19 protein-coding genes and 2 tRNA genes are annotated in these 21543 nt (G+C 35.5%); 14 read left to right on the forward strand and 7 right to left on the reverse strand.

What is annotated here, in order from left to right; translation table 11 throughout:
- Positions 1-60 precede the first annotated feature (60 nt).
- From AR685_RS13410 to AR685_RS13445, 8 genes are all read left to right on the forward strand, one after another.
- Positions 61-525 (forward strand): hypothetical protein, encoded by a 465-nt coding sequence (locus AR685_RS13410; RefSeq protein WP_059124882.1) that lies wholly within the window; start codon positions 61-63, stop codon positions 523-525.
- Complete coding sequence (locus AR685_RS13415) at positions 522-2702, forward strand: reprolysin-like metallopeptidase (RefSeq protein ID WP_059124883.1); 2181 nt, start codon at positions 522-524, stop codon at positions 2700-2702. The genes AR685_RS13410 and AR685_RS13415 overlap by 4 nt, the downstream gene beginning before the upstream one ends.
- A gap of 128 nt (positions 2703-2830) precedes the next feature.
- Positions 2831-4030 (forward strand): oxygenase MpaB family protein, encoded by a 1200-nt coding sequence (locus tag AR685_RS13420; protein ID WP_059124884.1) that lies wholly within the window; start codon positions 2831-2833, stop codon positions 4028-4030.
- A 354-nt stretch (positions 4031-4384) separates the two neighbouring features.
- The gene (gene recA / locus AR685_RS13425; RefSeq protein ID WP_047444724.1) at positions 4385-5392 is read left to right on the forward strand and encodes a recombinase RecA; all 1008 of its coding nucleotides are present in this window, start codon (positions 4385-4387) and stop codon (positions 5390-5392) included.
- 158 nt (positions 5393-5550) lie between these two features.
- The gene (gene htpG / locus AR685_RS13430; protein ID WP_047444728.1) at positions 5551-7446 is read left to right on the forward strand and encodes a molecular chaperone HtpG; all 1896 of its coding nucleotides are present in this window, start codon (positions 5551-5553) and stop codon (positions 7444-7446) included.
- 103 nt (positions 7447-7549) lie between these two features.
- On the forward strand, positions 7550-8683 hold the full coding sequence (locus AR685_RS13435; RefSeq protein ID WP_059124885.1) for a helix-turn-helix domain-containing protein: 1134 nt from the start codon (positions 7550-7552) through the stop codon (positions 8681-8683).
- A 100-nt stretch (positions 8684-8783) separates the two neighbouring features.
- Entirely contained in the window at positions 8784-10229 is a 1446-nt protein-coding gene (locus AR685_RS13440) for a serine hydrolase (protein ID WP_059124886.1), read from the forward strand.
- A gap of 6 nt (positions 10230-10235) precedes the next feature.
- The gene (locus AR685_RS13445; protein ID WP_059124887.1) at positions 10236-11729 is read left to right on the forward strand and encodes a serine hydrolase domain-containing protein; all 1494 of its coding nucleotides are present in this window, start codon (positions 10236-10238) and stop codon (positions 11727-11729) included.
- A 392-nt stretch (positions 11730-12121) separates the two neighbouring features.
- Here AR685_RS13445 and AR685_RS13450 read toward each other — a convergent pair whose 3' ends face one another.
- Positions 12122-12418, reverse strand: a complete 297-nt coding sequence (locus AR685_RS13450; RefSeq protein ID WP_047444733.1) for an MGMT family protein — start codon at positions 12416-12418, stop codon at positions 12122-12124.
- Between the two features lie 134 nt (positions 12419-12552).
- Between AR685_RS13450 and AR685_RS13455 the strand changes: the two genes are divergently transcribed.
- Positions 12553-13344 (forward strand): glucose 1-dehydrogenase, encoded by a 792-nt coding sequence (locus tag AR685_RS13455; protein ID WP_059124888.1) that lies wholly within the window; start codon positions 12553-12555, stop codon positions 13342-13344.
- Positions 13345-13509: 165 nt separating this feature from the next.
- A complete protein-coding gene (locus AR685_RS18165) occupies positions 13510-13656 on the forward strand; it encodes a hypothetical protein (RefSeq protein WP_165592820.1) in 147 nt (48 codons plus the stop codon).
- Positions 13657-13856: 200 nt separating this feature from the next.
- On the opposite strand, the gene AR685_RS13460 is transcribed toward AR685_RS18165, so the two are convergent.
- Genes AR685_RS13460 through AR685_RS13480 form a run of 5 tightly spaced genes read right to left on the reverse strand, consistent with a single transcriptional unit; the run spans position 13857 to position 17443 of the window.
- Positions 13857-14828 carry a deoxyhypusine synthase family protein gene (locus AR685_RS13460; RefSeq protein ID WP_059124889.1) on the reverse strand — a complete coding sequence of 324 codons (972 nt, stop codon included), beginning with the start codon at positions 14826-14828 and terminating at the stop codon, positions 13857-13859.
- 26 nt (positions 14829-14854) lie between these two features.
- The gene (locus AR685_RS13465; protein ID WP_059124890.1) at positions 14855-15523 is read right to left on the reverse strand and encodes a hypothetical protein; all 669 of its coding nucleotides are present in this window, start codon (positions 15521-15523) and stop codon (positions 14855-14857) included.
- A 45-nt stretch (positions 15524-15568) separates the two neighbouring features.
- Complete coding sequence (gene arfB / locus AR685_RS13470) at positions 15569-15961, reverse strand: alternative ribosome rescue aminoacyl-tRNA hydrolase ArfB (protein WP_047444740.1); 393 nt, start codon at positions 15959-15961, stop codon at positions 15569-15571.
- The gene (locus tag AR685_RS13475; RefSeq protein WP_059124891.1) at positions 15958-16422 is read right to left on the reverse strand and encodes a hypothetical protein; all 465 of its coding nucleotides are present in this window, start codon (positions 16420-16422) and stop codon (positions 15958-15960) included. The genes arfB and AR685_RS13475 overlap by 4 nt, the downstream gene beginning before the upstream one ends.
- Complete coding sequence (locus AR685_RS13480) at positions 16412-17443, reverse strand: AMP-binding protein (protein ID WP_059124892.1); 1032 nt, start codon at positions 17441-17443, stop codon at positions 16412-16414. The genes AR685_RS13475 and AR685_RS13480 overlap by 11 nt, the downstream gene beginning before the upstream one ends.
- A 98-nt stretch (positions 17444-17541) precedes the next feature.
- Here AR685_RS13480 and AR685_RS13485 point away from each other — a divergent pair.
- Positions 17542-17612, forward strand: a tRNA-Gln gene (locus AR685_RS13485).
- Positions 17613-17733: 121 nt separating this feature from the next.
- Positions 17734-17804: transfer RNA gene (locus AR685_RS13490), tRNA-Gln, on the forward strand.
- 49 nt (positions 17805-17853) lie between these two features.
- On the opposite strand, the gene AR685_RS13495 is transcribed toward AR685_RS13490, so the two are convergent.
- The gene (locus AR685_RS13495; RefSeq protein ID WP_047444746.1) at positions 17854-18147 is read right to left on the reverse strand and encodes a helix-turn-helix domain-containing protein; all 294 of its coding nucleotides are present in this window, start codon (positions 18145-18147) and stop codon (positions 17854-17856) included.
- A gap of 181 nt (positions 18148-18328) precedes the next feature.
- Between AR685_RS13495 and ccoN the strand changes: the two genes are divergently transcribed.
- On the forward strand, positions 18329-20608 hold the full coding sequence (gene ccoN / locus AR685_RS13500; protein ID WP_059124893.1) for a cytochrome-c oxidase, cbb3-type subunit I: 2280 nt from the start codon (positions 18329-18331) through the stop codon (positions 20606-20608).
- A gap of 24 nt (positions 20609-20632) precedes the next feature.
- Positions 20633-21511, forward strand: a complete 879-nt coding sequence (locus AR685_RS13505) for a cbb3-type cytochrome c oxidase N-terminal domain-containing protein (RefSeq protein WP_059124894.1) — start codon at positions 20633-20635, stop codon at positions 21509-21511.
- Positions 21512-21543: the final 32 nt, after the last annotated feature.

A 21543-nucleotide genomic window follows, 5' to 3' on the forward strand; every position in this document is an offset into this window, starting at 1 on the left:
TCACAAATATTCAATACATTCAGTTAAAAAGTTTTAACTTTATAACAGTTAAGCTTTAAAATGAAAATACACCTCTACGTTTATCTGTTTTTATTTCTTAATTGTCAATCTCAGAGTGCCGATCATAATACTTTTTCTCAAAAAGCAGAAATTCAGTTTGAAGATAATTACCATTATCCATATTCGTTAACTGAAAAGAATTTCCTTGTCATTGATACTCAAGATAAAATGGATCAAATCTACTCGACCATTCATAAAAAAAACGGAGGAAGACGACTCGCACCAATTCCTGCAATAACAGATGAAGATACATTTATCATCATCAAACCTGCCTTGAGAAACTCCAATGATGTCTCAGTAGAAAAAATGACTATAGATAACGGAACACTTTATATAAAAGTAAAAGCTTTCAACAATCCAAATTTTTCACAAACCAGCCGCACCTCACCCAATATTCTTTTAAAAATATTAAAAAAGATATCGGTTAAGAAAGTGGTTACACAATATTTAAAATCAACATCATGAAAACAAAAGTACTTGCTTCCTCCCTGCTGCTATTTGCAATTTTAAGCTTTGGGCAGCAAAATTACTGGACAAAACTCACTCGGAACACTTCTAACGAACTTAGACCAAGATGGACGACTCCCAAGGTTTTTTCTTTATACCAATTGGATTTAGAGAGAATAAAGATTGATTTGAAAATTGCGCCAAAACGTTTTTCAGGTGACGAAAATCTGGTTATCAAATTCCCCGATGCTGATGGGAATGTAAGAAACTATATTGTGCAGGAAGCTTCTGTAATGGAACCCGAATTACAAGCAAAATTCCCGGAAATAAGAACCTATATAGGCTGGGAAGCAGGAAAACCACTAAACACTATTCGTTTCAGTGTGACACCAGAAACCGGCATCAGTGTTATGTATTTTGACGGTTGGGATGTGAGTTATCTCGACAGCTACACAAAGAATAATTCATCATACATTCTATACAAAAGAAAAGATTTGCCGAAAACTGACAGACTTTTTGAATGTAATGTTGAAGATATATTGGATAAAAATACCAATTTACATACTTCCGCAAAAGCGCCGTTGGTATCCGACGGTTTTTTAAGAACCTACAGACTTGCCCTATCTGCCACCGGAGAATACACAACTTTTCACGGAGGTACTGTTCCTTTAGCAATGGCAGCGATGGTAACAACTATGAACAGAGTAAACGGGATTTACGAAAAAACAATTTCTGTAACTATGGTGATGGTAGCTAATAATAATCTACTGATTTATACAGATGCAGTTAATGACCCATATACCAATGGAACACCTGGTACAATGATTACTCAAAACCAAAACAATACAACTACTATAATCGGATCAGCAAACTATGATATTGGGCACGTATTTGGAACCAACAGTGGTGGTTTGGCCGGACTAGGCGTTGTGTGTATCAGTAATAACAAAGCAAGAGGCGTTACCGGATCTGGTGCGCCAATCGGAGATCCTTTTGACGTGGATTACGTAGCTCATGAAATCGGTCATCAGTTTGGTGCAAATCATACCTTCAGAAACTGCAATGGCAACGAAAATAACGCAACAGCTTATGAACCAGGAAGCGGCTCTACCATTATGGCTTATGCCGGAATCTGTGGCTCAACACTCAATGTACAAAATCTGAGTAGCCCATACTTTCACGCAGCAAGTGTTGTAGAAATGAATGTTGTGATAAAAAGAGCAACAGACTGCTCTGTGAAAACATCAAATAATAATGGAGTTCCAATCGCAGATGCAGGAACAGATTTTACAATTCCCAAAGGTACCGCCTTTGTTTTAACTGGAACCGGAACAGATCCTAATAATGATCCTCTCACCTATTTATGGGAACAGTATGACAATACAAATAATACACAGCCTCCTGTAGCTACAGCAACAGTCGGCCCGACTTATCGTTCCCAACTTCCTTCTCTTTCTCCTATGAGATATTTCCCGGTTATGACATCGGTTTTGGCTAATAATTTAGTTCCAAAATGGGAAGTAACACCAAGCGTTGCAAGAACATTGAACTTTTCACTTTTAGTCAATGATAATAAAGTTACAGGCAATCAATCGGCGAATGACGCAGTGATCGTTAATGTGACCAATGATGGACCGTTTACTGTAACTTCCCAGCCCACAAACATCTCTTACAGCGCTGCAATCCCAATCAATGTAAACTGGAATGTTGCAGGAACAAATACAGGAGCAATCAATACGCAGAATGTTACCATATTACTTTCAAAAGATAACGGATTAACTTTCAATACTGTTTTGGCAGCAAGTGTTCCGAATAATGGTTCTGCTATCGTTAATCTACCTAACGAAAATATTTCATCGGCAAGAATTATGGTAAAAGCCATTGGAAATATCTATTTTGCACTGAATCCTTCTTTTTTCTCAGTGACAAGTTTCCTTTCTACTTCTGAAATCGATAAAGATATCTTCTCCATATTCCCAAATCCTGCAAAAGATGAAGTGAATATCAGAATGTCAAATCAGTCAGATTCCGGAAAGTATTCGATGTATGATATGTCTGGAAAATTGGTGAAATATGGTGAAGTAAATGGCAACACCAAAATCAGAACAGACGCATTTCAAACCGGAAATTATGTTATCACCATACAGCTGAAGAATGGAAAAATTTATAATGAAAAATTAATTATTACAAAATAATTCGATTGATTATATATCTAAAATAAAACCTGCCGTCAATTTACGGCAGGTTTTTATGTATAAAAATCATAATTTTAGAATTATAAATACTAAATTTTTCGGCTTAAAACTTGTACTTTTAACATCAGATGGAAAGGAAAGTTTTACAACCAAGATTTAAAGATTCAGAACATTTCAAACATTTTTGGACGAAAGGAAACGGAAAACAGCTGATTGATTTTTCGGGTGCTGAGGTGAGTTTTAGAGACTTTGACAAATTTTCGGAATACTTTTATCATGTAGACGAAATAGGTGATGAGGTAGTGAAACAAGTTTATTTTACAAAAAAATACAGCGAAGCATCAAGAGAAATAGAAAAGTATATCCGAAAAGGAGTTTCAGAAATTGATGCAGTTCCCCAAAGTGTACTTAATCTTTTTAAACAAACGCAGGCCATTCCAGATTGGCTTGATTTTAATTTAATTAGAAAAGGTGCAGAACTTTGTATGAGGTGCAATCTCGATTCTTTGATTTCTCTGCGCGATTACTGTCTTATTGGCGGCTATGACTATGCTTATCTCAATAAACCTTTAGTCGTGACTGAAGCTTTAAAGAAAGGTGCAGTAAAAAGACTTTCGGAAACACTTGATTTCTGGGTTAATGTTACAAGGTATGACGCCTTAAGCATTCATAAAAAAGGTTATGAGTTTGCTATTAAAACAAGACTCATTCATTCTTACGCAAGACTTTCTATTAAAAAGCATGACAAAAAATGGGATACTGAAAATTGGGGCGAACCGATTAATTCCTGGGATATGATGGCAACCTATATAGGTTTCAGTCTTGTTTTCATGCACAGTCTTCACAAATTAGGTAATACCATTTCAGAAGAGGAAGAAAAAGGTCATTTTCATCTCTGGAAATATGTCGGTTACCTTTTAGGGATTCCAGAACAGCTTTTACCCAATGATAAAAAGCAGGCTACAGAATACTTTTACCTATGGACTTCTGTACAGCCATCTTCTGATAAAGATTCTGTTCTACTTGCGCATTCGCTGTTAAATGAATCACTCGAGAATCCTATTTTAAAATATCAGTTTCAAAGAAAGAATCTACGGTATTTACACATCTGTTGCACCTGGTTTTTGCTGGGTGATGAGGTCTGCAAAAGACTTCAGATTCCCGATGTTCCTTTCAAAAAGGCTTTTCCGCTGACAAAAAAAATCATCAATAAAATGTATGATTCCACCGTGAGTCGTGAAGCGAGAATTAAAAAAGGAAATAAAGATCAAATGAAAGTTCTTGAAGATTATTTGAAAATTACTGAGAACTCAAATTTTCGCCATTAATTACTTCTTACCAATTACATATTACTCATTATCTGGAGCTTAATCCCGCTTTCATTACTCGCTTTTAGTTATTTTGGGCGGCGGCTTTGCCGCCGCCCAAAATAACTAAAGAGCTCAAACATACCATTCAATCGGGGCTATAAATCACACTGTCTTCAAGCTCGAGATGAATGCATCCATCCAAAAGAGGAGAATCCCCATGATAAGAAATCCGTGAATACACTTTCTTCATTTAATCTTTAATTTAAACTAAAATTTTATCACCTTTTAACGTTAAAAACAAATTCCAAAAACAAATATTATTAGCTTTTGAAATTAAAATTATGTAATTTTGATAAATTATTTTAATACGATATGAGCAACATAGATGATAAGAAAAAAGCACTTGCATTGGTGCTTGACAAACTAGATAAAACATACGGAAAAGGAACTGTAATGACGTTGGGAGATAGCGCAATTGACACTACCATCGAAGTTATCCCTTCCGGATCTTTAGGATTAGACATCGCTTTGGGCGTTGGCGGATATCCAAGAGGAAGAATCATTGAAATCTACGGACCTGAATCTTCAGGTAAAACAACATTAACTTTACATGCAATTGCTGAAGCTCAAAAAGCAGGGGGTATTGCAGCATTTATTGATGCCGAACACGCATTCGACAGAGGCTATGCCGGAAAATTAGGAATCGATCTTGAAAACCTGATTATTTCCCAGCCGGACAACGGGGAGCAGGCTTTAGAAATTGCTGATAACTTGATCCGCTCAGGTGCAATCGACATCGTCGTAATTGACTCTGTGGCAGCCTTAACTCCAAAAGCGGAGATTGAAGGAGAAATGGGAGATTCTAAAATGGGGCTTCACGCAAGATTGATGTCACAGGCTTTGAGAAAATTAACTGCTACAATTTCAAGAACAAAATGTACGGTAATTTTCATCAACCAGTTGAGAGAAAAAATCGGAGTGATGTTCGGAAACCCTGAAACAACGACTGGTGGTAACGCTTTGAAGTTCTACGCTTCAGTAAGAGTAGACATCAGAAAAGCGAGTGCGCCGATCAAAAATGGTGATGAGGCAGTTGGTAGCCGTGTGAAAGTAAAAATTGTGAAAAACAAAGTAGCTCCACCTTTCAAAATGGCAGAATTTGACATTATGTACGGTGAAGGAGTTTCTAAAACTGGAGAAATCTTAGATACTGCAGTTGATATGGGAATTGTAAAGAAAAGCGGCTCTTGGTTCAGCTATGGTGAAACCAAATTAGGTCAGGGTCGTGATGGGGTAAGAGATTTGTTGAAAGACAATCCTGAATTGGCTGAAGAACTTGAAAACAAAGTGAAAGAAGAAATCATCAATAACAAAAAATAATTTATTTTGATTCAAATAGTAAAGACAGCTGAAAGGCTGTCTTTTTTTGTTTTTAGACGAAAGACATACCTATTTCAAGATAAAAATGCCAATCTGTCACTTTCCTTTCAATGGTACTTCTTTTGAGATTTTATATTCAAATTTAAAAATTCAAAAAAATGACAAAAGGAAATATCAATGTTTCGGTGGAAAATATCTTTCCGTTGATTAAAAAGTTTTTGTACAGCGATCACGAAATATTTTTAAGAGAATTAATTTCAAACGCAACCGATGCTACATTGAAATTAAAACACTTGACTAACATCGGTGAAGCCAAAGTTGATTACGGAAATCCGAAAATCGAGGTTAGAATTGATAAGGAAAACAAAAAACTACACATCATCGACCAAGGCTTGGGAATGACTGCCGAAGAAGTTGAAAAATACATCAATCAGGTAGCATTTTCAGGAGCAGAAGAATTCCTAGACAAATATAAAGATTCTGCTAAAGATTCAGGGATTATCGGACATTTCGGTTTAGGTTTCTACTCTGCGTTTATGGTGGCCGAAAAAGTTGAAATTCTCACTAAATCTTATCGTGAAGAAAATCCTGCAGTTCGTTGGATCTGCGACGGAAGCCCTGAATTTAGTTTAGAAGAAACTACTGACAAAACTGACAGAGGAACGGAAATCATTCTTCATATCGCTGAAGATTCTACAGAATTTTTGGAAGAGAGCAAAATCCGTGAGTTGTTGATGAAATACAACAAATTCATGCCTGTTCCGATTAAATTTGGAACAAAAACCGAGACACTACCTTTACCGGAAGGCGCTGCGGAAGATGCCGTTGCAGAAACTGTTGAGGTTGATAATATCGTCAACAATCCGACTCCAGCTTGGACGAAAGCTCCAAGCGAATTGAAAGATGAAGATTACAAATCGTTCTACCACGAATTGTACCCAATGCAGTTTGAGGAGCCTTTATTCAATATTCATTTAAATGTTGATTATCCTTTCAATCTTACTGGAGTTTTATTCTTCCCGAAACTGGCAAATAATTTAAATATCGAAAAAGATAAAATTCAATTATACCAAAATCAGGTTTACGTAACGGATGAAGTGAAAGGAATTGTTCCCGACTTTCTGATGTTGTTGAGAGGAGTGATTGATTCTCCGGATATCCCTTTGAATGTATCTCGTTCTTATTTGCAGGCAGACGGTGCGGTAAAGAAGATTTCTTCTTACATTACCAAAAAAGTAGCCGACAAAATGGTTTCTTTAATCAATGAAAACCGTGACGACTATGATAAAAAATGGAATGACATCAAAATCGTTATCGAATACGGAATGATTTCGGAAGACAAGTTCTTTGAAAAATCTGACAAATTTGCATTGTACCCAACAACCGACGGAAAATATTTCCTTTGGAACGAATTAGAGGAAAAAATCAAACCAAATCAAACAGACAAAGACGGAAATTTGGTAATTCTTTACGCTACCAATGCCGATGAACAGCACTCTTACATCCAGTCTGCAAAAGACAAAGGATACGAGGTGATTCTTTTAGATTCGCCAATTGTTCCGCATTTAATTCAGAAATTAGAAAGTTCAAAAGAGAAAATTTCTTTTGCAAGAGTGGATGCAGACCACATCAATAATTTGATTAAAAAAGACGAACCGGCTATTTCTAAACTGAATGAAACTGAAAAGGAAACGTTAAAGAAAAACGTTGAAGAGTCAATTAATGACAAGAAATTCACGGTTCAATTGGAAGATTTAGACAGTAACGATGCTCCGTTTACAATTACTCAGCCCGAATTTATGCGTAGAATGAAAGATATGCAGGCAACCGGTGGTGGCGGAATGTTCGGAATGGGCGGTTTCCCTGAAATGTATAATCTCGTAGTGAATTCTAACAGTGAATTTGCAACTAAAATTCTGGCAAATGAAAATATTGAGGAGAAAAGTTCACAGATTAAATATGCTTTGGATCTGGCGAAACTATCTCAGAATTTGTTGAAAGGAAAAGAGTTGACAGATTTTATCCAGAGAAGTTACAAGCAACTGGAGAAGTAAATTCAGCTAATTGATATTGAAGCTCGGAACGATTAAGTCGTTCCGAGCTTTTTTATGAAAAATTAGTCATAGAAATAGTACATTTGGTTTTGCTTAATAAAACATGGATAAGTTCAGCTTTTTAGAAATCACTGCTTGTATTGGAATTTTCGTCATTCTATTTCTTGCCGTGTTTTTGCTGACCGTGAAAACGAAACATAAATTAGGAAACCGAATTTTCGCTTTTTTTCTTATTGCAAATGCCGTAGATGCTAGTAAATATTTGATACATCATATTCCTGAAAATCTCATCAACCTAGAGGTTTTTCGTTGGAGTATAGTCTATTTGGTTCCCGCCTCGTTTTATCTCTACACACTATCGGTCTGCTATTCTAATTTCCGATTAAAACCGAAACATTTACTCCACGCAATTCCATTTATAGCTTACAATCTAAATTCGATGTCGGGTATCTATTTTGAGACTACTGCTATAAAATTGCATTTTATAGAAAGTATGAATCAAATGCCTGTTACCCATTTTTTTCAATTTCTTTTCGAGTTGCTATTTCAAGTTTATTTTATTGCTTCATTTCTTGTCATTAGAAAGTCCAGAACTGTTTATCTTGAAAATTATACGAACCCGAATATTTCTATAAATGCACTTTATAAAATAACAATTCTATATTATCTCCTACATTTCTTAGTGCTTCTAAGATGGCTCGTTACTGCTACCATTGGTTTTGGAGAGATTCGAGCCTGGATTGTTACTCTTGATGGGTTTTCATTTTTATTTTGTACTTGCTGGTATTTATTTATTGCACTAAACAATCCTGAATTTTTCAGAGGAGTGAATTCGCATCTTAGACCTATTACAGAAGTTGTTCCGAAACAAAAATATTCCCCTATAATTGATGACGAAAAAAATAGACAGATACAATCTTTAAAAGATTTTATGATTTCAAACGAACCTTATCTGGATTCGTCTCTCACGATTCAGGATTTGGCAGAGCAGGTGAAAATGCCGGTCAAAGATTTATCGGCTTTGATTAATCTGTATATGAACAAACATTTTTTTGATTTCATTAATGAATATCGAATCGAAAAAGCCAAGGAAATATTGAAAGATTCCTCACAAAAAAATTTGACTATTCTGGAAATTCTCTATCAGGTAGGTTTCAATTCAAAATCTTCATTCAGCACTTCATTTAAAAAACATACTGGAAAAACGCCTACGGAATTTAGGAAAAGTTCATTTTAATTTTGAAATTACTGAAAAATCAGTTCGACTTTTTTTAATCGGTCGTGTATTCAAGCTTTCTGACGCATTTTTGCATCAAATTATACAATCAAAATCGATTATGAAAAATTTTCTGTCTGCATTTTTTATGCTTTCATCCATTGTTGTTTTTAGTCAAAAAAAGGAGAGTCCAAAGATTGAATTAAAACAAACAATCGATAATTATTTACAACAAACAATTAAGGCAAATGAAATTCCTGGTTTGGCCGTGGGAGTTGTAAAAGATGGAAAAATAATCTTCGAAGTTTATTACGGAAAAGAGAATTTGGAAGGAAATCATCCAATCAATCAAAACTCGCTTTTCAGAATCTATTCTACCTCAAAATTGATTTCTACTGTCAGTGTTTTTCAGCTCATCGAAAAAGGTCAATTATCATTAGATGATACAATTTCAAAATATCTTGAAAATCTTCCGAAAGAATGGCAGGACGTGAAAATTAAAAATCTTCTTTCGCATTCATCGGGAATTCCGAATATTATTCGATATAAAGATATTTCGGTAGCGGCGACTGATCAAGAGAAAATAGAAAGATTGTCTAAGGAAAAAATGGAGTTTGAAACGGGAAATCAATTCAGTTACAACCAAACAAATTATTGGCTGTTAACAATGATGATCGAAAAAATAACGGGAGAATCATTTGAGAATTATATTCTTGAAAATCAATTTTCTCATTCAAAAGATAAAATATTATTTTCATCCAACTCGTCAGAAAATATATCCAACAGAGTGGTGAAAAATTTCTACAACACAAAAACAAAACGCTACGAAAAAACATCGGAAAACGATGGATTAAGAGCACATTCCGGAAATGGAGTCAACATTACCTTACCAACTTTTCTTAATTGGAGCATTAATTTAAACAATAATATTTTTCTAGATTCCGAAACCAAAAAATCAATGTGGAAAACCTTTGATTTTAATAATAAAAAAGACCGTTTTGCTTACGGTTGGGACATTACGAAAGTAAACAATCACTATTCTTACGGATTTTCTGGTGGGAATGTGAGTGCATACAGGGTTTTTCAAGACCGCAATTTGTCTATCATCGTTTTGTCAAATGGCTACAGATATGCTCCGGTTCAGGACCAAATTATCAATCATATTGCAGGTTTGGTTGACAAAAATCTTATTGACCAATATCTGCTTTCAGAGGAATCAATCATTTCTGAATTTCTTAAAGTGGATAATCAAAATGCGGAACAGAACTATCAAACGTTAAAGAGGAAAAATCCGGAATGGAATTTTCAAAAAACACTGAATTTGACAGGCTATATATTAATTGGAAATGACAGGCCGGATGACGCAATAAAAGTTTTCGAACTCAATGTGAAAGATAATCCAAACTCGGGAGACGCTTTTGATAGCTTGGGCGAAGCTTATTTCATCGCCGAAAAATATGAAATCGCAAATAAACATTATTTAAAATCTTTGGAATTAAATCAGAAAAATGATAATGCTAAGAAAATGCTTTCAAAAATCAATCAAATTTTGTCCACAAAAAAATAAATCAAAATGAAAAACAGAGTTTTTTTACTACTAATAACTGCTTTCTGTACAAACATAATTTCCGGACAAGAATTAAATGCTTTGTTCTCTATACTTTCTGAAAAGAAACTTTTTAACGGAAGTGTTTTGATTTCAAAATCAGATAAAACCTCATTTTCTAAAAACTATGGATTTACCAATATTGAAAAAAATGAGAGTCTGAATGATAATTCTCAATTTCCGATTGCATCCATCACAAAAACATTTACATCAACAGCAATTTTGCAACTTCAACACAATGGAAAACTGAAAATCAATGAGCCTGTTCAAAAATATCTGACCGATTTTCCTTACCCCAATATCAGCATCAAACAGCTACTCAATAATACTTCTGGATTGGCACAGGAATACAATTTGTTTGATACGATTATCAAAGAACAACCCGAAAAAATCATTTCGAATCAAGATATTATTCCGACTTTTATCCGTTTCAAAACACCACTTTCTTTTTTGCCGGGAAGCAAATGGGAATACAATAATGTGAATTTTTGCCTAGCGGCTTTAATTATCGAAAAAGTTTCCGGAATCAGTTATGCAAAATATTTGGAGAAAAAAATCTTCAAACCTGCAAAAATGAAAAATTCATTTGTTCCTGTAAACAGAAAAATTAAAAGTCCAAATCAAGTAGAACTATATGCTTATCCGAACTTTTATTCATCGGAATTGGCTAATACGAAAACCTTAAAAGAAACTTTCTTAATTGCTGAAAAAAGTAATTTTTATGGAAATGGTGGGATTGTAAGTACTGCTTTAGATTTACAAAAATATCAAAAGGTATTATTCAATTATCAAATTTTAGGGAAGAATGAATTCGAAGAAGCTTTGACCGCGACAAAACTCAATGATGGAAAAACTGTTTCTTACGCGATTAATGGAAAAGAAATTAGTTATGGTTTAGGTTGGGGAATGTATATTGATGAAAGCGACGGGAAAATCGTTTTTCACGACGGTTTGATTACCGGACTGACGAGCATTTTGTTACATAATCTGACAAAAAATCAAACTGTAATTTTACTTTCTAATTCCGCAAGCTCCATTTTTCCTATTTCTAATGCTATTTTAAATTTAATTAATAATGCGCCTTACACAATTCCGGTTCAAAATCTCTCGAGAATTTATGGGAGTTTAATTGAAAAGGGAAACAAGGAAAAAGCAAATGAACTAATTCAAGGATATTTGAAAAAGCCGAGCAATTATGAGGCTTCTGAAAGTGACTTCAACAGATTAGGTTATCAATTTCTTAGACTTCAAAAATGTGACAATACTTTGGAAGTATTCAACTCTGCAAGTTTAATTTTTCCAAATAGTTGGAATATTTTTGACAGTTATGGCGAAGCCTTGCATCAATGTGGGAAAAGAGAAGAGGCAATTGTAATGTATAAAAAATCGGTTGAACTAAATCATGAGAATGAAAATGGAAAACAAATGCTTTTGAAAATCGAACAGGAAATTGGGAAATAATATTTTTCTTAATTTAAGAGTATCAGCGGCACCTGCGGTGCCGCCGATACTCTTTTATACCCTAAGACCATTTACTTGATCAGATTTTCAATCGCTTTGAAAACCTTAGCCCGTTTTTCATTTAAACTCTCAAATAAACAGAAGCTAGCATTTCTGCAACAGCTATAAATTGAGCTCACAATATCTGCAAACGATATCTTTATTATTTCTCGTCAAATACATTGCAATGTGAGAGCGCAAAGATGATTCGAACATATAAATTTGGGTGCCATTAATGGTTAGAGCATGTTGCTGAAAACATACATAATGAATGGTTATTTTTCCCTACCAGACCGTTACTTTTTTTGTACTGAATATTTCTAGTAAGTTCTTAATACCCCAGACTTCCTTTTTCACAATTCTTCCAAAGGATTCCAAAATAGTTTTTTAAAATTTTTTATTCTGAAATTTTCAACTTCCACTCCTTCCACCTCAAGCTTTTCCTGAAATTCAGGGACTGATAAAGTTCCTGAGCTAGAAATAACACGATGCGCCGGTACATCTTTCGGACAACCACCCATTGCTTTTCCAACGTGGCGGGAGTGATTAGGGAAACCAACTGCTTTGGCAATCGCTCCGTAACTCGTTACTCTTCCTTTCGGAACCAGTTTGGTAATTTCCCAGACTTGCTGCTTGAAAATTTCGTTCATAATGCCAATTTGAATATCTTTTCAAATGTAAGAAATTAAGATGAGTCTTTAAGTTTAACAAAATATTATCATACATCAACACTACAAAGGCATCATTGTTGTAAATTGAAGCATTGAATACAATAACAAACAATATGTCAAATTTTAAAGGAAAAGCAGTGATCGTAACCGGTGCTGCAATGGGATTAGGATTGGCCGCTGCAGATGCCTTAGCAGCAAAAGGTGCTGATCTTACATTAGTAGATTTCAATGGAGAAGCTTTAGAGAAAGCAAAAGCAGATCTACATTCAAAATATCCGGAAAGTAAATTCTTAACGGTTACAGCGGATGTTTCAGTAGAAGAAAATGTAAAAAACTACGTCGACCAAACGGTGAAAGAGTTCGGCAAGGTCGACGGACTATACAACAATGCAGGAATTGAAGGCAAACAGGCTCCACTGATTGATTATGATATCGAAGTTTTCAAAAAAGTAATTGACATCAATCTTTTAGGAGTTTTTTACGGAATGAAATATGTAATTCCTGAATTAAAGAAAAACGGCGGGGGAAGAATCGTCAATGTAGCATCTGTAGGCGGAATTAGAGGAGTTCTTAACCAAACCGCTTATGTTGCAACTAAGCATGCTGTAGCGGGAATGACCAAAAATGCAGCTTTGGAATATGGAAAAGATAATATTCTGACCAACGCCATTGCTCCGGGTGCGATTTTAACACCAATGGTTGCTGAAGCATTCAATCAGGTGAATCCTGCTGATCCAAAAGCGGCTGAAAAAGAATATGCATCAAGAAATCCTACCAGAAGATTAGGTGACCCTAAAGATGTTGGAAATTTGGTCGCTTATCTTTTAAGTGATGAAAACGGTTATGTTTCTGGGCAGGTTATCGCCATCGATGGTGGAGAATCTAATATGTACGGAAATTCTTAACTGGCCTATGGCTTTTGGCTTTAAGCAGTACAAAAAATTGTCTTCATTCATTGAGGACATTTTTTTTATCTAACCCCATCATATACTTCCAGCATCCAACACATAGCTGCCAGCATTATCCAAAACTGCATAATTTTTGAATAACCTTATATAAATCTAGAAGTTATGAAAAAGTCCATTTTCAGATTGCTCAATAAAATCAATAAAGCCGTGCTACCGAAATTAAGTGATAAAGATCCGTCAAAGCTCACTAAAGTACAGAAAGGAATTTTGGCCTATCGCTATTTTGTGTTGACCAATTCTTTGGATTGACAAGTTTGCGTGAGGGATATGGAGGGCGCGGTCGAAAACCGACCCGAGCTTTGGGTTTGCCCAGGAGAGGGACACGCCCTACTAAAATATGAATCTAATAGACAACATAGTGTTGCACATTCGTGGTAAAAAAAAAACCGCTCCAAAATTGGGAACGGTTTCTATAATTTCAAGTTTGAGACTTACATCTTTTTACTCTATTAATTTTCTAAAATATAAGAGAACATCAACGGTGCACAGATGGTTGCATCACTTTCAACGATAAATTTCGGTGTAGTGATGTCCAGTTTTCCCCAAGTAATTTTCTCGTTCGGAACTGCTCCGGAATAAGAACCGTAAGAAGTCGTTGAATCTGAAATCTGACAGAAATATGACCAGAATGGAATGTCATGCATTTCCATATCCTGATATAACATAGGAACCACACAAATCGGGAAATCTCCTGCGATACCTCCACCAATCTGGAAGAAACCAACGCCTTTTCCTGCCGAATTTTTCGTATACCAATCTGCCAAATACGTCATGTATTCGATACCGGATTTCATCGTTGTAGCTGTCAATTCACTTTTGATACAGTAAGAAGCGAAAATATTACCCATGGTAGAATCTTCCCATCCCGGAACAACAATCGGCAAGTTTTTCTCAGCTGCGGCAATCATCCAAGAATTTTCTCTCGGGATTTCGTAATACTGTTCCAATACTCCCGAAAGAATCATTTTGTACATGAATTCGTGCGGGAAGTATCTTTCACCTTTAGCTTCAGCATCTTTCCAAATTTCTACAATATGCTTCTGTAATCTTCGGAAAGCTTCTTCCTCAGGAATACAAGTATCTGTCACTCTGTTTAAGCCTCTTTCCAAAAGATCCCACTCATCCTGAGCAGTCAAATCTCTGTAATGAGGAACTCTTTCGTAGTGAGAATGCGCCACTAAATTCATCAAATCTTCTTCAAGGTTTGCTCCTGTACAAGAGATAAAATCAACTTTATCCTGACGGATCATTTCAGCCAAAATCTTTCCTAATTCAGCGGTAGACATTGCTCCAGCCAAAGTAATCATCATTTTTCCGCCTTCTTTCAGGTGCGCAACGTATCCTTGAGATGCGTCTACCAAAGCCGCTGCATTGAAGTGCAGGTAATATTTTTCTATGAACTCAGTAATCGGTTTGCTCATTATTTATTTTTTTACAAAGATAAAATTTAAAAATGGAAAGTTGCAGATGCACTCAAAGAAAGTCTTGTCAAACCTTCTTTTTGATCTTCTCCAAAGTTGACTGTTGTCCCGTTATATTTCATTTTGCTTAATGTTCCGCCTGTCAATCCAATCTTTGGTCCGATGAAGATATTATTTGAGACCGCATATTGATAAGCAAAATTAATATCTGCTCCAATATTAGATCCTTTTCCTGTTACATTTCCTGTTTTAGTCACATAAGTAATGACACCTAAAGAGATATCATAGTACAATTTATGTTTTGTATCTTCCTTAAAATTAGAAAACATATAAGAGGGTCCAAAAAAACTGATATTGTCTTTTGTAGTTACTGAGCCTGAAACGATCTGACCATTTTGATCCTGCACTGTAATTCTTCCATCGCTTGACGCAAAATAACCTGAGTATTTAAGACCTATTGCACCATTCCCTTTAAGAAGATAGTAGCTTCCTAAGCTCACATCAACTCCGCTTTTAAGACCTCTGATATAATCTTTGGTTTCATTTGCAACTCCGGTAGGAATTTTAGCCAAACGCCATGCGTAACCTACTGACGGAATGACTGCAACTCTGGATTGTGGTACTGACGTATTTTCCTGCGCATTAAATAAAAAAGGGATTACGAGTACTCCCGAGAATAAAAGTTTTTTAAACATGATGATTAATTTTCCGCAAAATACTATTTTTCTAAATGGAGAGAATTAAAATTTAAAACGTCTGTTTTCTTTTTTACTGGAATGTTGTTTTTTCTGTTCAATTCTTTTCTCCACTGAAGATCTCGTCGGTTTTGTTTTTGCCCTGAATTTTGGAATAATTAAAGCCTTATCTACCAACTCTAAAATTTTGTCAATCGCAATTTTCTTGTTTTGAAGCTGCGTTCGACTTTCGGAAACTGTCAGAAATAAAAATCCTTCCAGATTGATTCTGTTTTTCAGTTTTTCCGAGATTAAATCTTTCTGTCTTTCATTGAAAAATTCAGAATCTGAAACTTTCCACGTAACAGTAACAGCGGTTTCCACTTTATTTACGTTTTGACCTCCTGCTCCACTGCTGCGGGAAGTTTTAAAATTCAGTTCTTTGGTAAAATCTTTCATTCTTTTAAAAAGTTTTCTGGAAACAATTTTGATTTGTCTTTGATGTATCCAATATCTCCTTGTGCAAAATTGATCTCCCCTTCATGATTTCCTAATATTTTTGTTCTAAAAAATACAGTTCTTTTATTTGAATCAATAATTATGGAATCACCAGAATCAATTTGTCCTGCACACACCGCAGTATAGACTTCAGCACCTTTGTTACTTATAGCGTAAGGAAAATACTTTTTATTTTTTTTTGGATTAAAATAATTAAAATTTGACTCAAAATGGCTAAGGTAAATTACGGCAAAACAATGATTGTTGGAAATCTGAAAAGAGTCTACAATTCCTTTTAATACAAAATCATTTTTCAGTTCCAGAGAATCTTTTTTATACTCCTGCTCTCCCCATTTTTGTAGCTGAAAAACCATTAAAACAAAAAGAATTAACATGATTGGGATCTTCAATTTATTTTTCATGGAATCTTTTTCTAAGCTCAGTTCTATTCACTTTTCCGTTTGGGGTTCGTGGAATGTCATCAACAAAGATAATTTCTTTTGGCTTGTGAAAACTTTTTTCAAACTGAATTTCATCTATTCTTTTAATTAAATCGTTCGATTTTTCACCCTCAATTACTGCAATCAATTTCTGTCCCAAACTTTCATCTTTTACTCCCATAAAAACAGCTTCATTGGGAATTTCTTTCTTTACCAAAGCCTCCAGCTGTTCAGGAAATATTTTTGCCCCAGCCGAATTGATAACGTTATCTATTCTTCCCAAAAATCTAAACAGATTATTGCTTTTAATTTCAACTAGATCATTGGTCTGTAATTGTTCATTATTCAAATTAGGGGCAAAGATTTTGAGGCAACCTCTTTCGTCTGAAGAAATAGAAACACCCTCAAAAATCGTAAAGTAATTATCCTGAATTGGGTAAATCTCTTTAAGTGCAATATGAGAAAGCGTTTCAGACATTCCATAGGTCTCGTAGATTTTCATTGGAAGCGTGGAGTGTTGAAATGTCTGCATAATTTTCGTTTTTAAAGATTCCGAAACTGCAGCGCCACCAATAATTAAGTTTTTGATGAAATGAATTTTATCTAATGAGTTTTCAACCTGCAAAGGCGTCATTGCACAAAAGTCAATTTCAGTGTTTAAATTTTCTAAAGGTTTTAGTGACGGTTCGGCAGTAATAAGATTCAATTTTCTTTCAAAAGCGCGAACTACCATCATTTTTCCTGAGATATATTCAACGGGTAGACATATCAGAGCGTCATTATTTTCATTTAAACCTAAAAAATTGCAAGTCATTTTTGCGGAATTCAGCATTTTCTTTTTCTCGATTTCAAATATTTTCGGGGTTCCTGTAGAACCTGAAGTCTGCACTTTTACTGTAAGAGAATCTGAAAGCCACTCTTTAAGAAAAAAAAATACTTTTTTTTCAGATTCTGTTTGTGGATGTAAATTATTAATTTCGAGATTATTGAAGTTGAGCAGCATATTTCCTTCGATTGAATTCTACTGTAAAATTAAAGAAAAATTAAAAAATGATTTGCAAATAAAGAAAAAAGCTTTAAATTTGCATCACTAAAACAAACAGACCCATGGTGTAACGGTAGCACTCTGGTTTTTGGTACCATCAGTTGGGGTTCGAATCCCTGTGGGTCTACAAACCATCCTTTTCAAGGATGGTTTTTGTTTTCTATTAGGTTTGATAAAAATTGCAAATTTCTTCAATATTTTTTTGTTAGTAAAGAAAAAATAGATACATTTGCACCACTAAAATAAAGAGACCCATGGTGTAACGGTAGCACTCTGGTTTTTGGTACCATCAGTTGGGGTTCGAATCCCTGTGGGTCTACAAACCATCCTTGAAAAAGGGTGGTTTTTTTATGCCTTTATTTTCGGGCTTATTTAAACTGTTCTGGCACTGGAATATTATTTTTCTTGATATACTCTAGCAAATCAGTGAATTTCTCTTTATACTCATCACCCGAACATTTTTCTGAAATGCTGCAAACATCTGACGGCTTAATTCCTAGTATATCAGAAATTTTTGTCAGGATTTCCAGATTGATTTTCACTTTAGAATTTTCAATATCAGAATATGCTTTTTGAGAAATACCCATCTCAAAAGCCATATATTCCTGAGTAAAATCTCGATCTCTTCTTATTTTTCTAATGCTTTGCCCGCAAGGTTTCATTTCTTTTACTTTAGTAGTTTTCAGTATATTTTAGAAGCTGAGCTAATAGTCTCTACCAAAGTTACTCAATACCTTTGACAAAACATTAGACAATTAACATGATATTCATTTCGACCTCAGAAAATCCTTTACTGAAGAGGTATTCTTCGAAATAGAATCATTCTGTACAACAACTGGAATTATGGAGACGCAGAAATTTCACTATGACAACAATATTGTCAGGGCATTCCTTTATGCAACCGTGGCATTCGGAATTATTGGTTTTATCTTAGGATTAACCGCAGCTCTGATGCTGTTTTATCCGGAATTACCCGAATTTTTATTCGGAACAGATGACACGACTATTCAGAGTTTACGAAGTGGAAACATTCAGGGATTAATCAATTCGCAAGGCGCTTTGGGGTTTGGAAGAATCAGAATGCTTCATACAAGTGCCGTTATTTTTGCATTTGTCTGCAATTCGTTCTTTTGCGGAGCTTACTACAGCATGCAGAGACTTCTGAAAACCAGAATGTATAGCGATACACTTTCATGGATCCATTTTTGGTCTTGGCAAATCATGATTATTGCAGTAGTCATTACATTCTTAATGGGGATCAACAGTTCGAAAGAATATGCAGAACACGAATGGCCGATTGATATTTTAATCACTTTCTCTTGGGTGATTTTCGGAATCAATATGTTTGGAACGATTGCCAAAAGAAGAGTACGCCATTTATATGTTGCCATCTGGTTTTACATTGCCACCTGGATTGCAGTTGCCATGCTTCATATTTTCAACAATCTTGAAGTTCCTTTATCTTTTACAGGCTGGAAATCGTATTCTGCCTACGCTGGAGTAAAAGACGCATTGGTACAATGGTGGTACGGCCACAATGCAGTTGCATTTGTATTAACTACGCCGGTTTTAGGATTAATGTATTATTTCATGCCAAAAGCAGCGAACAGACCTGTCTTTTCCTATAAATTATCCATCATCCATTTCTGGTCTCTGATTTTCGTTTATCTTTGGGCAGGACCGCACCATTTACAATACACAGCTTTACCAGCTTGGGCACAAGCGGTAGGAACCGGTTTCTCTATTATGCTGATTGCACCATCTTGGGGCGGAATGCTCAATGGACTTTTAACTTTAAGAGGTGCCTGGGATAAAGTAAGAGAAAATCCTATTCTTAAATTTTTCGTAGTAGCAATTACCTGTTACGGAATGGCCACTTTCGAAGGACCGCTTTTAGCAACTAAATCTTTAAATAAAATCGGTCACTACACAGATTGGGTTATCGGTCACGTACATTTAGGAGCATTAGGATGGAATGGTTTCATGGCATTCGGAGTCGTTTACTACTTGGTACCGATCATGTGGAGAACTGAGCTTTGGTCTAAAAAACTCGCCAACTGGCATTTTTGGCTCGGAACTTTAGGAATTATTTTCTACGCCGTTCCTATGTACATTGCAGGATTTACACAAGGTTTAATGTGGAAACAGTTTAATCCGGACGGAACTTTACTATGGAAAAACTGGCTCGATACTGTCACTGCCATTATTCCCTACTTTAAATTAAGATTCTTAGGCGGATTATTTTATCTGGGCGGAGCTGTTTTAATGGTCGTGAATGTTTTTAAAACCATTAAAGCCGGATCATTTCAAAAAGATACTCCTGCTGAAGCACCAGCTCTGGCCAATGTTGGAAGTGCAAGAAAAGAAGGCGAAGGCGTACACCTTTGGCTTGAAAGAACTCCTCACCTATTATCTATCTTAGCATTTGTTGCCATTGCCATTGGTGGGTTGGTAGAAATCATTCCTACACTCACCGTGAAAAGTAATCTACCTCAAATATCTGCTGTCAAGCCATATTCGCCTTTGGAACTTGAAGGAAGAGACCTTTACATCCGCGAAGGTTGCAACTCTTGTCATTCTCAAATGATCAGACCTTTCAGAGATGAAGTAATGAGATTTGATGGCAAAAACGGACAGTATTCTAAAGCCGGAGAGTTCGTTTATGACAGACCATTCCTTTGGGGTTCAAAAAGAACCGGTCCCGATTTACAGCGGGAAGGCAACAGAAATCCCGATTCATGGCACTTCAAACACATGTACAATCCAAGGATTACATCAGCAGGCTCTATCATGCCGCGTTTTCCATGGCTTATTACCAATAAATTGGATCGCTCACAAATGGTAGACAAGATCAAGTTAATGAAAAATACTTTTGACATTCCCTACACCAAAGCGGAAATTGATTCTGCGGATCAATGGGCCAACAATCAATCTGCAGCAATTGTCAAAAGAATTTATTCTGAAGCAACTGATGTAAAAGATCAAATGGAAAAAGAAAAAGCGTCGAAAAAAAATGCATTCATTCCGCTTGAGCAAAGAGAAATTATAGCCATGATTGCATACCTACAGAGGCTGGGAACCGACATTAAAACAACCGATATCAAAACGGCAAGTGTACAATAATGAATCGTAAAAATTTTTATTAAAATGAAAACGAGAACCCCCATATCCATCTACATCGCAGTAACATTAGGATTGACCTTTATGGCATTCGAAATGTTCGCATCAGATTCTGGTTACATTACTTCTCCATTTTTCTGGGCACTGCTTTTAATTGTGATCATCCTGCTTTTCATCATGAATTCCATAGGAGATTTGGTGGAAAACGAAAACTTTAACAGACTCTCTGATGAAGAGAAAAAAGAATTTTTAAACAATCAATCAACACCCTATTTTCAGAAGCTTTGGAATTCGGCTTTTAAAAAGCAATCTCAATCTGAAGAAAAAGATATTCTGATTGATCACGGTTTCGACGGAATTACTGAACTCGACAATTCTTTACCCAAATGGTGGATTGGTCTTTTTTACTTCGGAATTATTTTCTGTGCTGTTTACATGATTGCCTTCACTTTTACAGATTATGCCCATCCTGATGCGGAGTATGACAAAGAAACCAAAACCATGCTCGCATCAATTGTAGAATATGAAAAAACGGCACCACCCATCAATCTTGAAACCGCTCAATATAGTGCAGATAATATTGCAGAAGGTGAACAGATCTTTAAAACTAATTGTGTGTCATGTCATTCAGATTCGGGGAAAGGAGGAATTGGCCCCAATCTTACCGATAAGCATTGGATCAATATCAAAGAAAAAAGCCTTTTCAAAAATGTTTTCTGGATGCTTGAGAACGGCTCACCCAATAATCCAACCATGCGTCCATTCATCAAAGAAGGTACGATTACAGGTAGGGATGCAGAGAAAGTAGCAGCTTATATTTATCACATCAACCAAGAAAAAGAACCAATTACGGAAGCTTCCGGTGGTGCCGCTCCACAAGGTGAGGTCGCAAATTGGAAAGAATAACTCATTAAATATATCAATCTATGAAGTAAACT

The sequence above is a fragment of the Chryseobacterium sp. JAH genome, assembly GCF_001507335.1.
Taxonomy (GTDB): domain Bacteria; phylum Bacteroidota; class Bacteroidia; order Flavobacteriales; family Weeksellaceae; genus Chryseobacterium.

What these genes read in the sequence shown, in the direction of transcription:
- AR685_RS13410 (WP_059124882.1), top strand. Translation starts at nt 61, where the DNA reads ATGAAAATACACCTCTACGTTTATCTGTTTTTATTTCTTAATTGTCAA.
- AR685_RS13415 (WP_059124883.1), top strand. Translation starts at nt 522, where the DNA reads ATGAAAACAAAAGTACTTGCTTCCTCCCTGCTGCTATTTGCAATTTTA.
- AR685_RS13420 (WP_059124884.1), top strand. Translation starts at nt 2,831, where the DNA reads ATGGAAAGGAAAGTTTTACAACCAAGATTTAAAGATTCAGAACATTTC.
- recA (WP_047444724.1), top strand. Translation starts at nt 4,385, where the DNA reads ATGAGCAACATAGATGATAAGAAAAAAGCACTTGCATTGGTGCTTGAC.
- htpG (WP_047444728.1), top strand. Translation starts at nt 5,551, where the DNA reads ATGACAAAAGGAAATATCAATGTTTCGGTGGAAAATATCTTTCCGTTG.
- AR685_RS13435 (WP_059124885.1), top strand. Translation starts at nt 7,550, where the DNA reads ATGGATAAGTTCAGCTTTTTAGAAATCACTGCTTGTATTGGAATTTTC.
- AR685_RS13440 (WP_059124886.1), top strand. Translation starts at nt 8,784, where the DNA reads ATGAAAAATTTTCTGTCTGCATTTTTTATGCTTTCATCCATTGTTGTT.
- AR685_RS13445 (WP_059124887.1), top strand. Translation starts at nt 10,236, where the DNA reads ATGAAAAACAGAGTTTTTTTACTACTAATAACTGCTTTCTGTACAAAC.
- AR685_RS13450 (WP_047444733.1), bottom strand. Translation starts at nt 12,418, where the DNA reads ATGAACGAAATTTTCAAGCAGCAAGTCTGGGAAATTACCAAACTGGTT.
- AR685_RS13455 (WP_059124888.1), top strand. Translation starts at nt 12,553, where the DNA reads ATGTCAAATTTTAAAGGAAAAGCAGTGATCGTAACCGGTGCTGCAATG.
- AR685_RS18165 (WP_165592820.1), top strand. Translation starts at nt 13,510, where the DNA reads ATGAAAAAGTCCATTTTCAGATTGCTCAATAAAATCAATAAAGCCGTG.
- AR685_RS13460 (WP_059124889.1), bottom strand. Translation starts at nt 14,828, where the DNA reads ATGAGCAAACCGATTACTGAGTTCATAGAAAAATATTACCTGCACTTC.
- AR685_RS13465 (WP_059124890.1), bottom strand. Translation starts at nt 15,523, where the DNA reads ATGTTTAAAAAACTTTTATTCTCGGGAGTACTCGTAATCCCTTTTTTA.
- arfB (WP_047444740.1), bottom strand. Translation starts at nt 15,961, where the DNA reads ATGAAAGATTTTACCAAAGAACTGAATTTTAAAACTTCCCGCAGCAGT.
- AR685_RS13475 (WP_059124891.1), bottom strand. Translation starts at nt 16,422, where the DNA reads ATGAAAAATAAATTGAAGATCCCAATCATGTTAATTCTTTTTGTTTTA.
- AR685_RS13480 (WP_059124892.1), bottom strand. Translation starts at nt 17,443, where the DNA reads ATGCTGCTCAACTTCAATAATCTCGAAATTAATAATTTACATCCACAA.
- AR685_RS13495 (WP_047444746.1), bottom strand. Translation starts at nt 18,147, where the DNA reads ATGAAACCTTGCGGGCAAAGCATTAGAAAAATAAGAAGAGATCGAGAT.
- ccoN (WP_059124893.1), top strand. Translation starts at nt 18,329, where the DNA reads ATGGAGACGCAGAAATTTCACTATGACAACAATATTGTCAGGGCATTC.
- AR685_RS13505 (WP_059124894.1), top strand. Translation starts at nt 20,633, where the DNA reads ATGAAAACGAGAACCCCCATATCCATCTACATCGCAGTAACATTAGGA.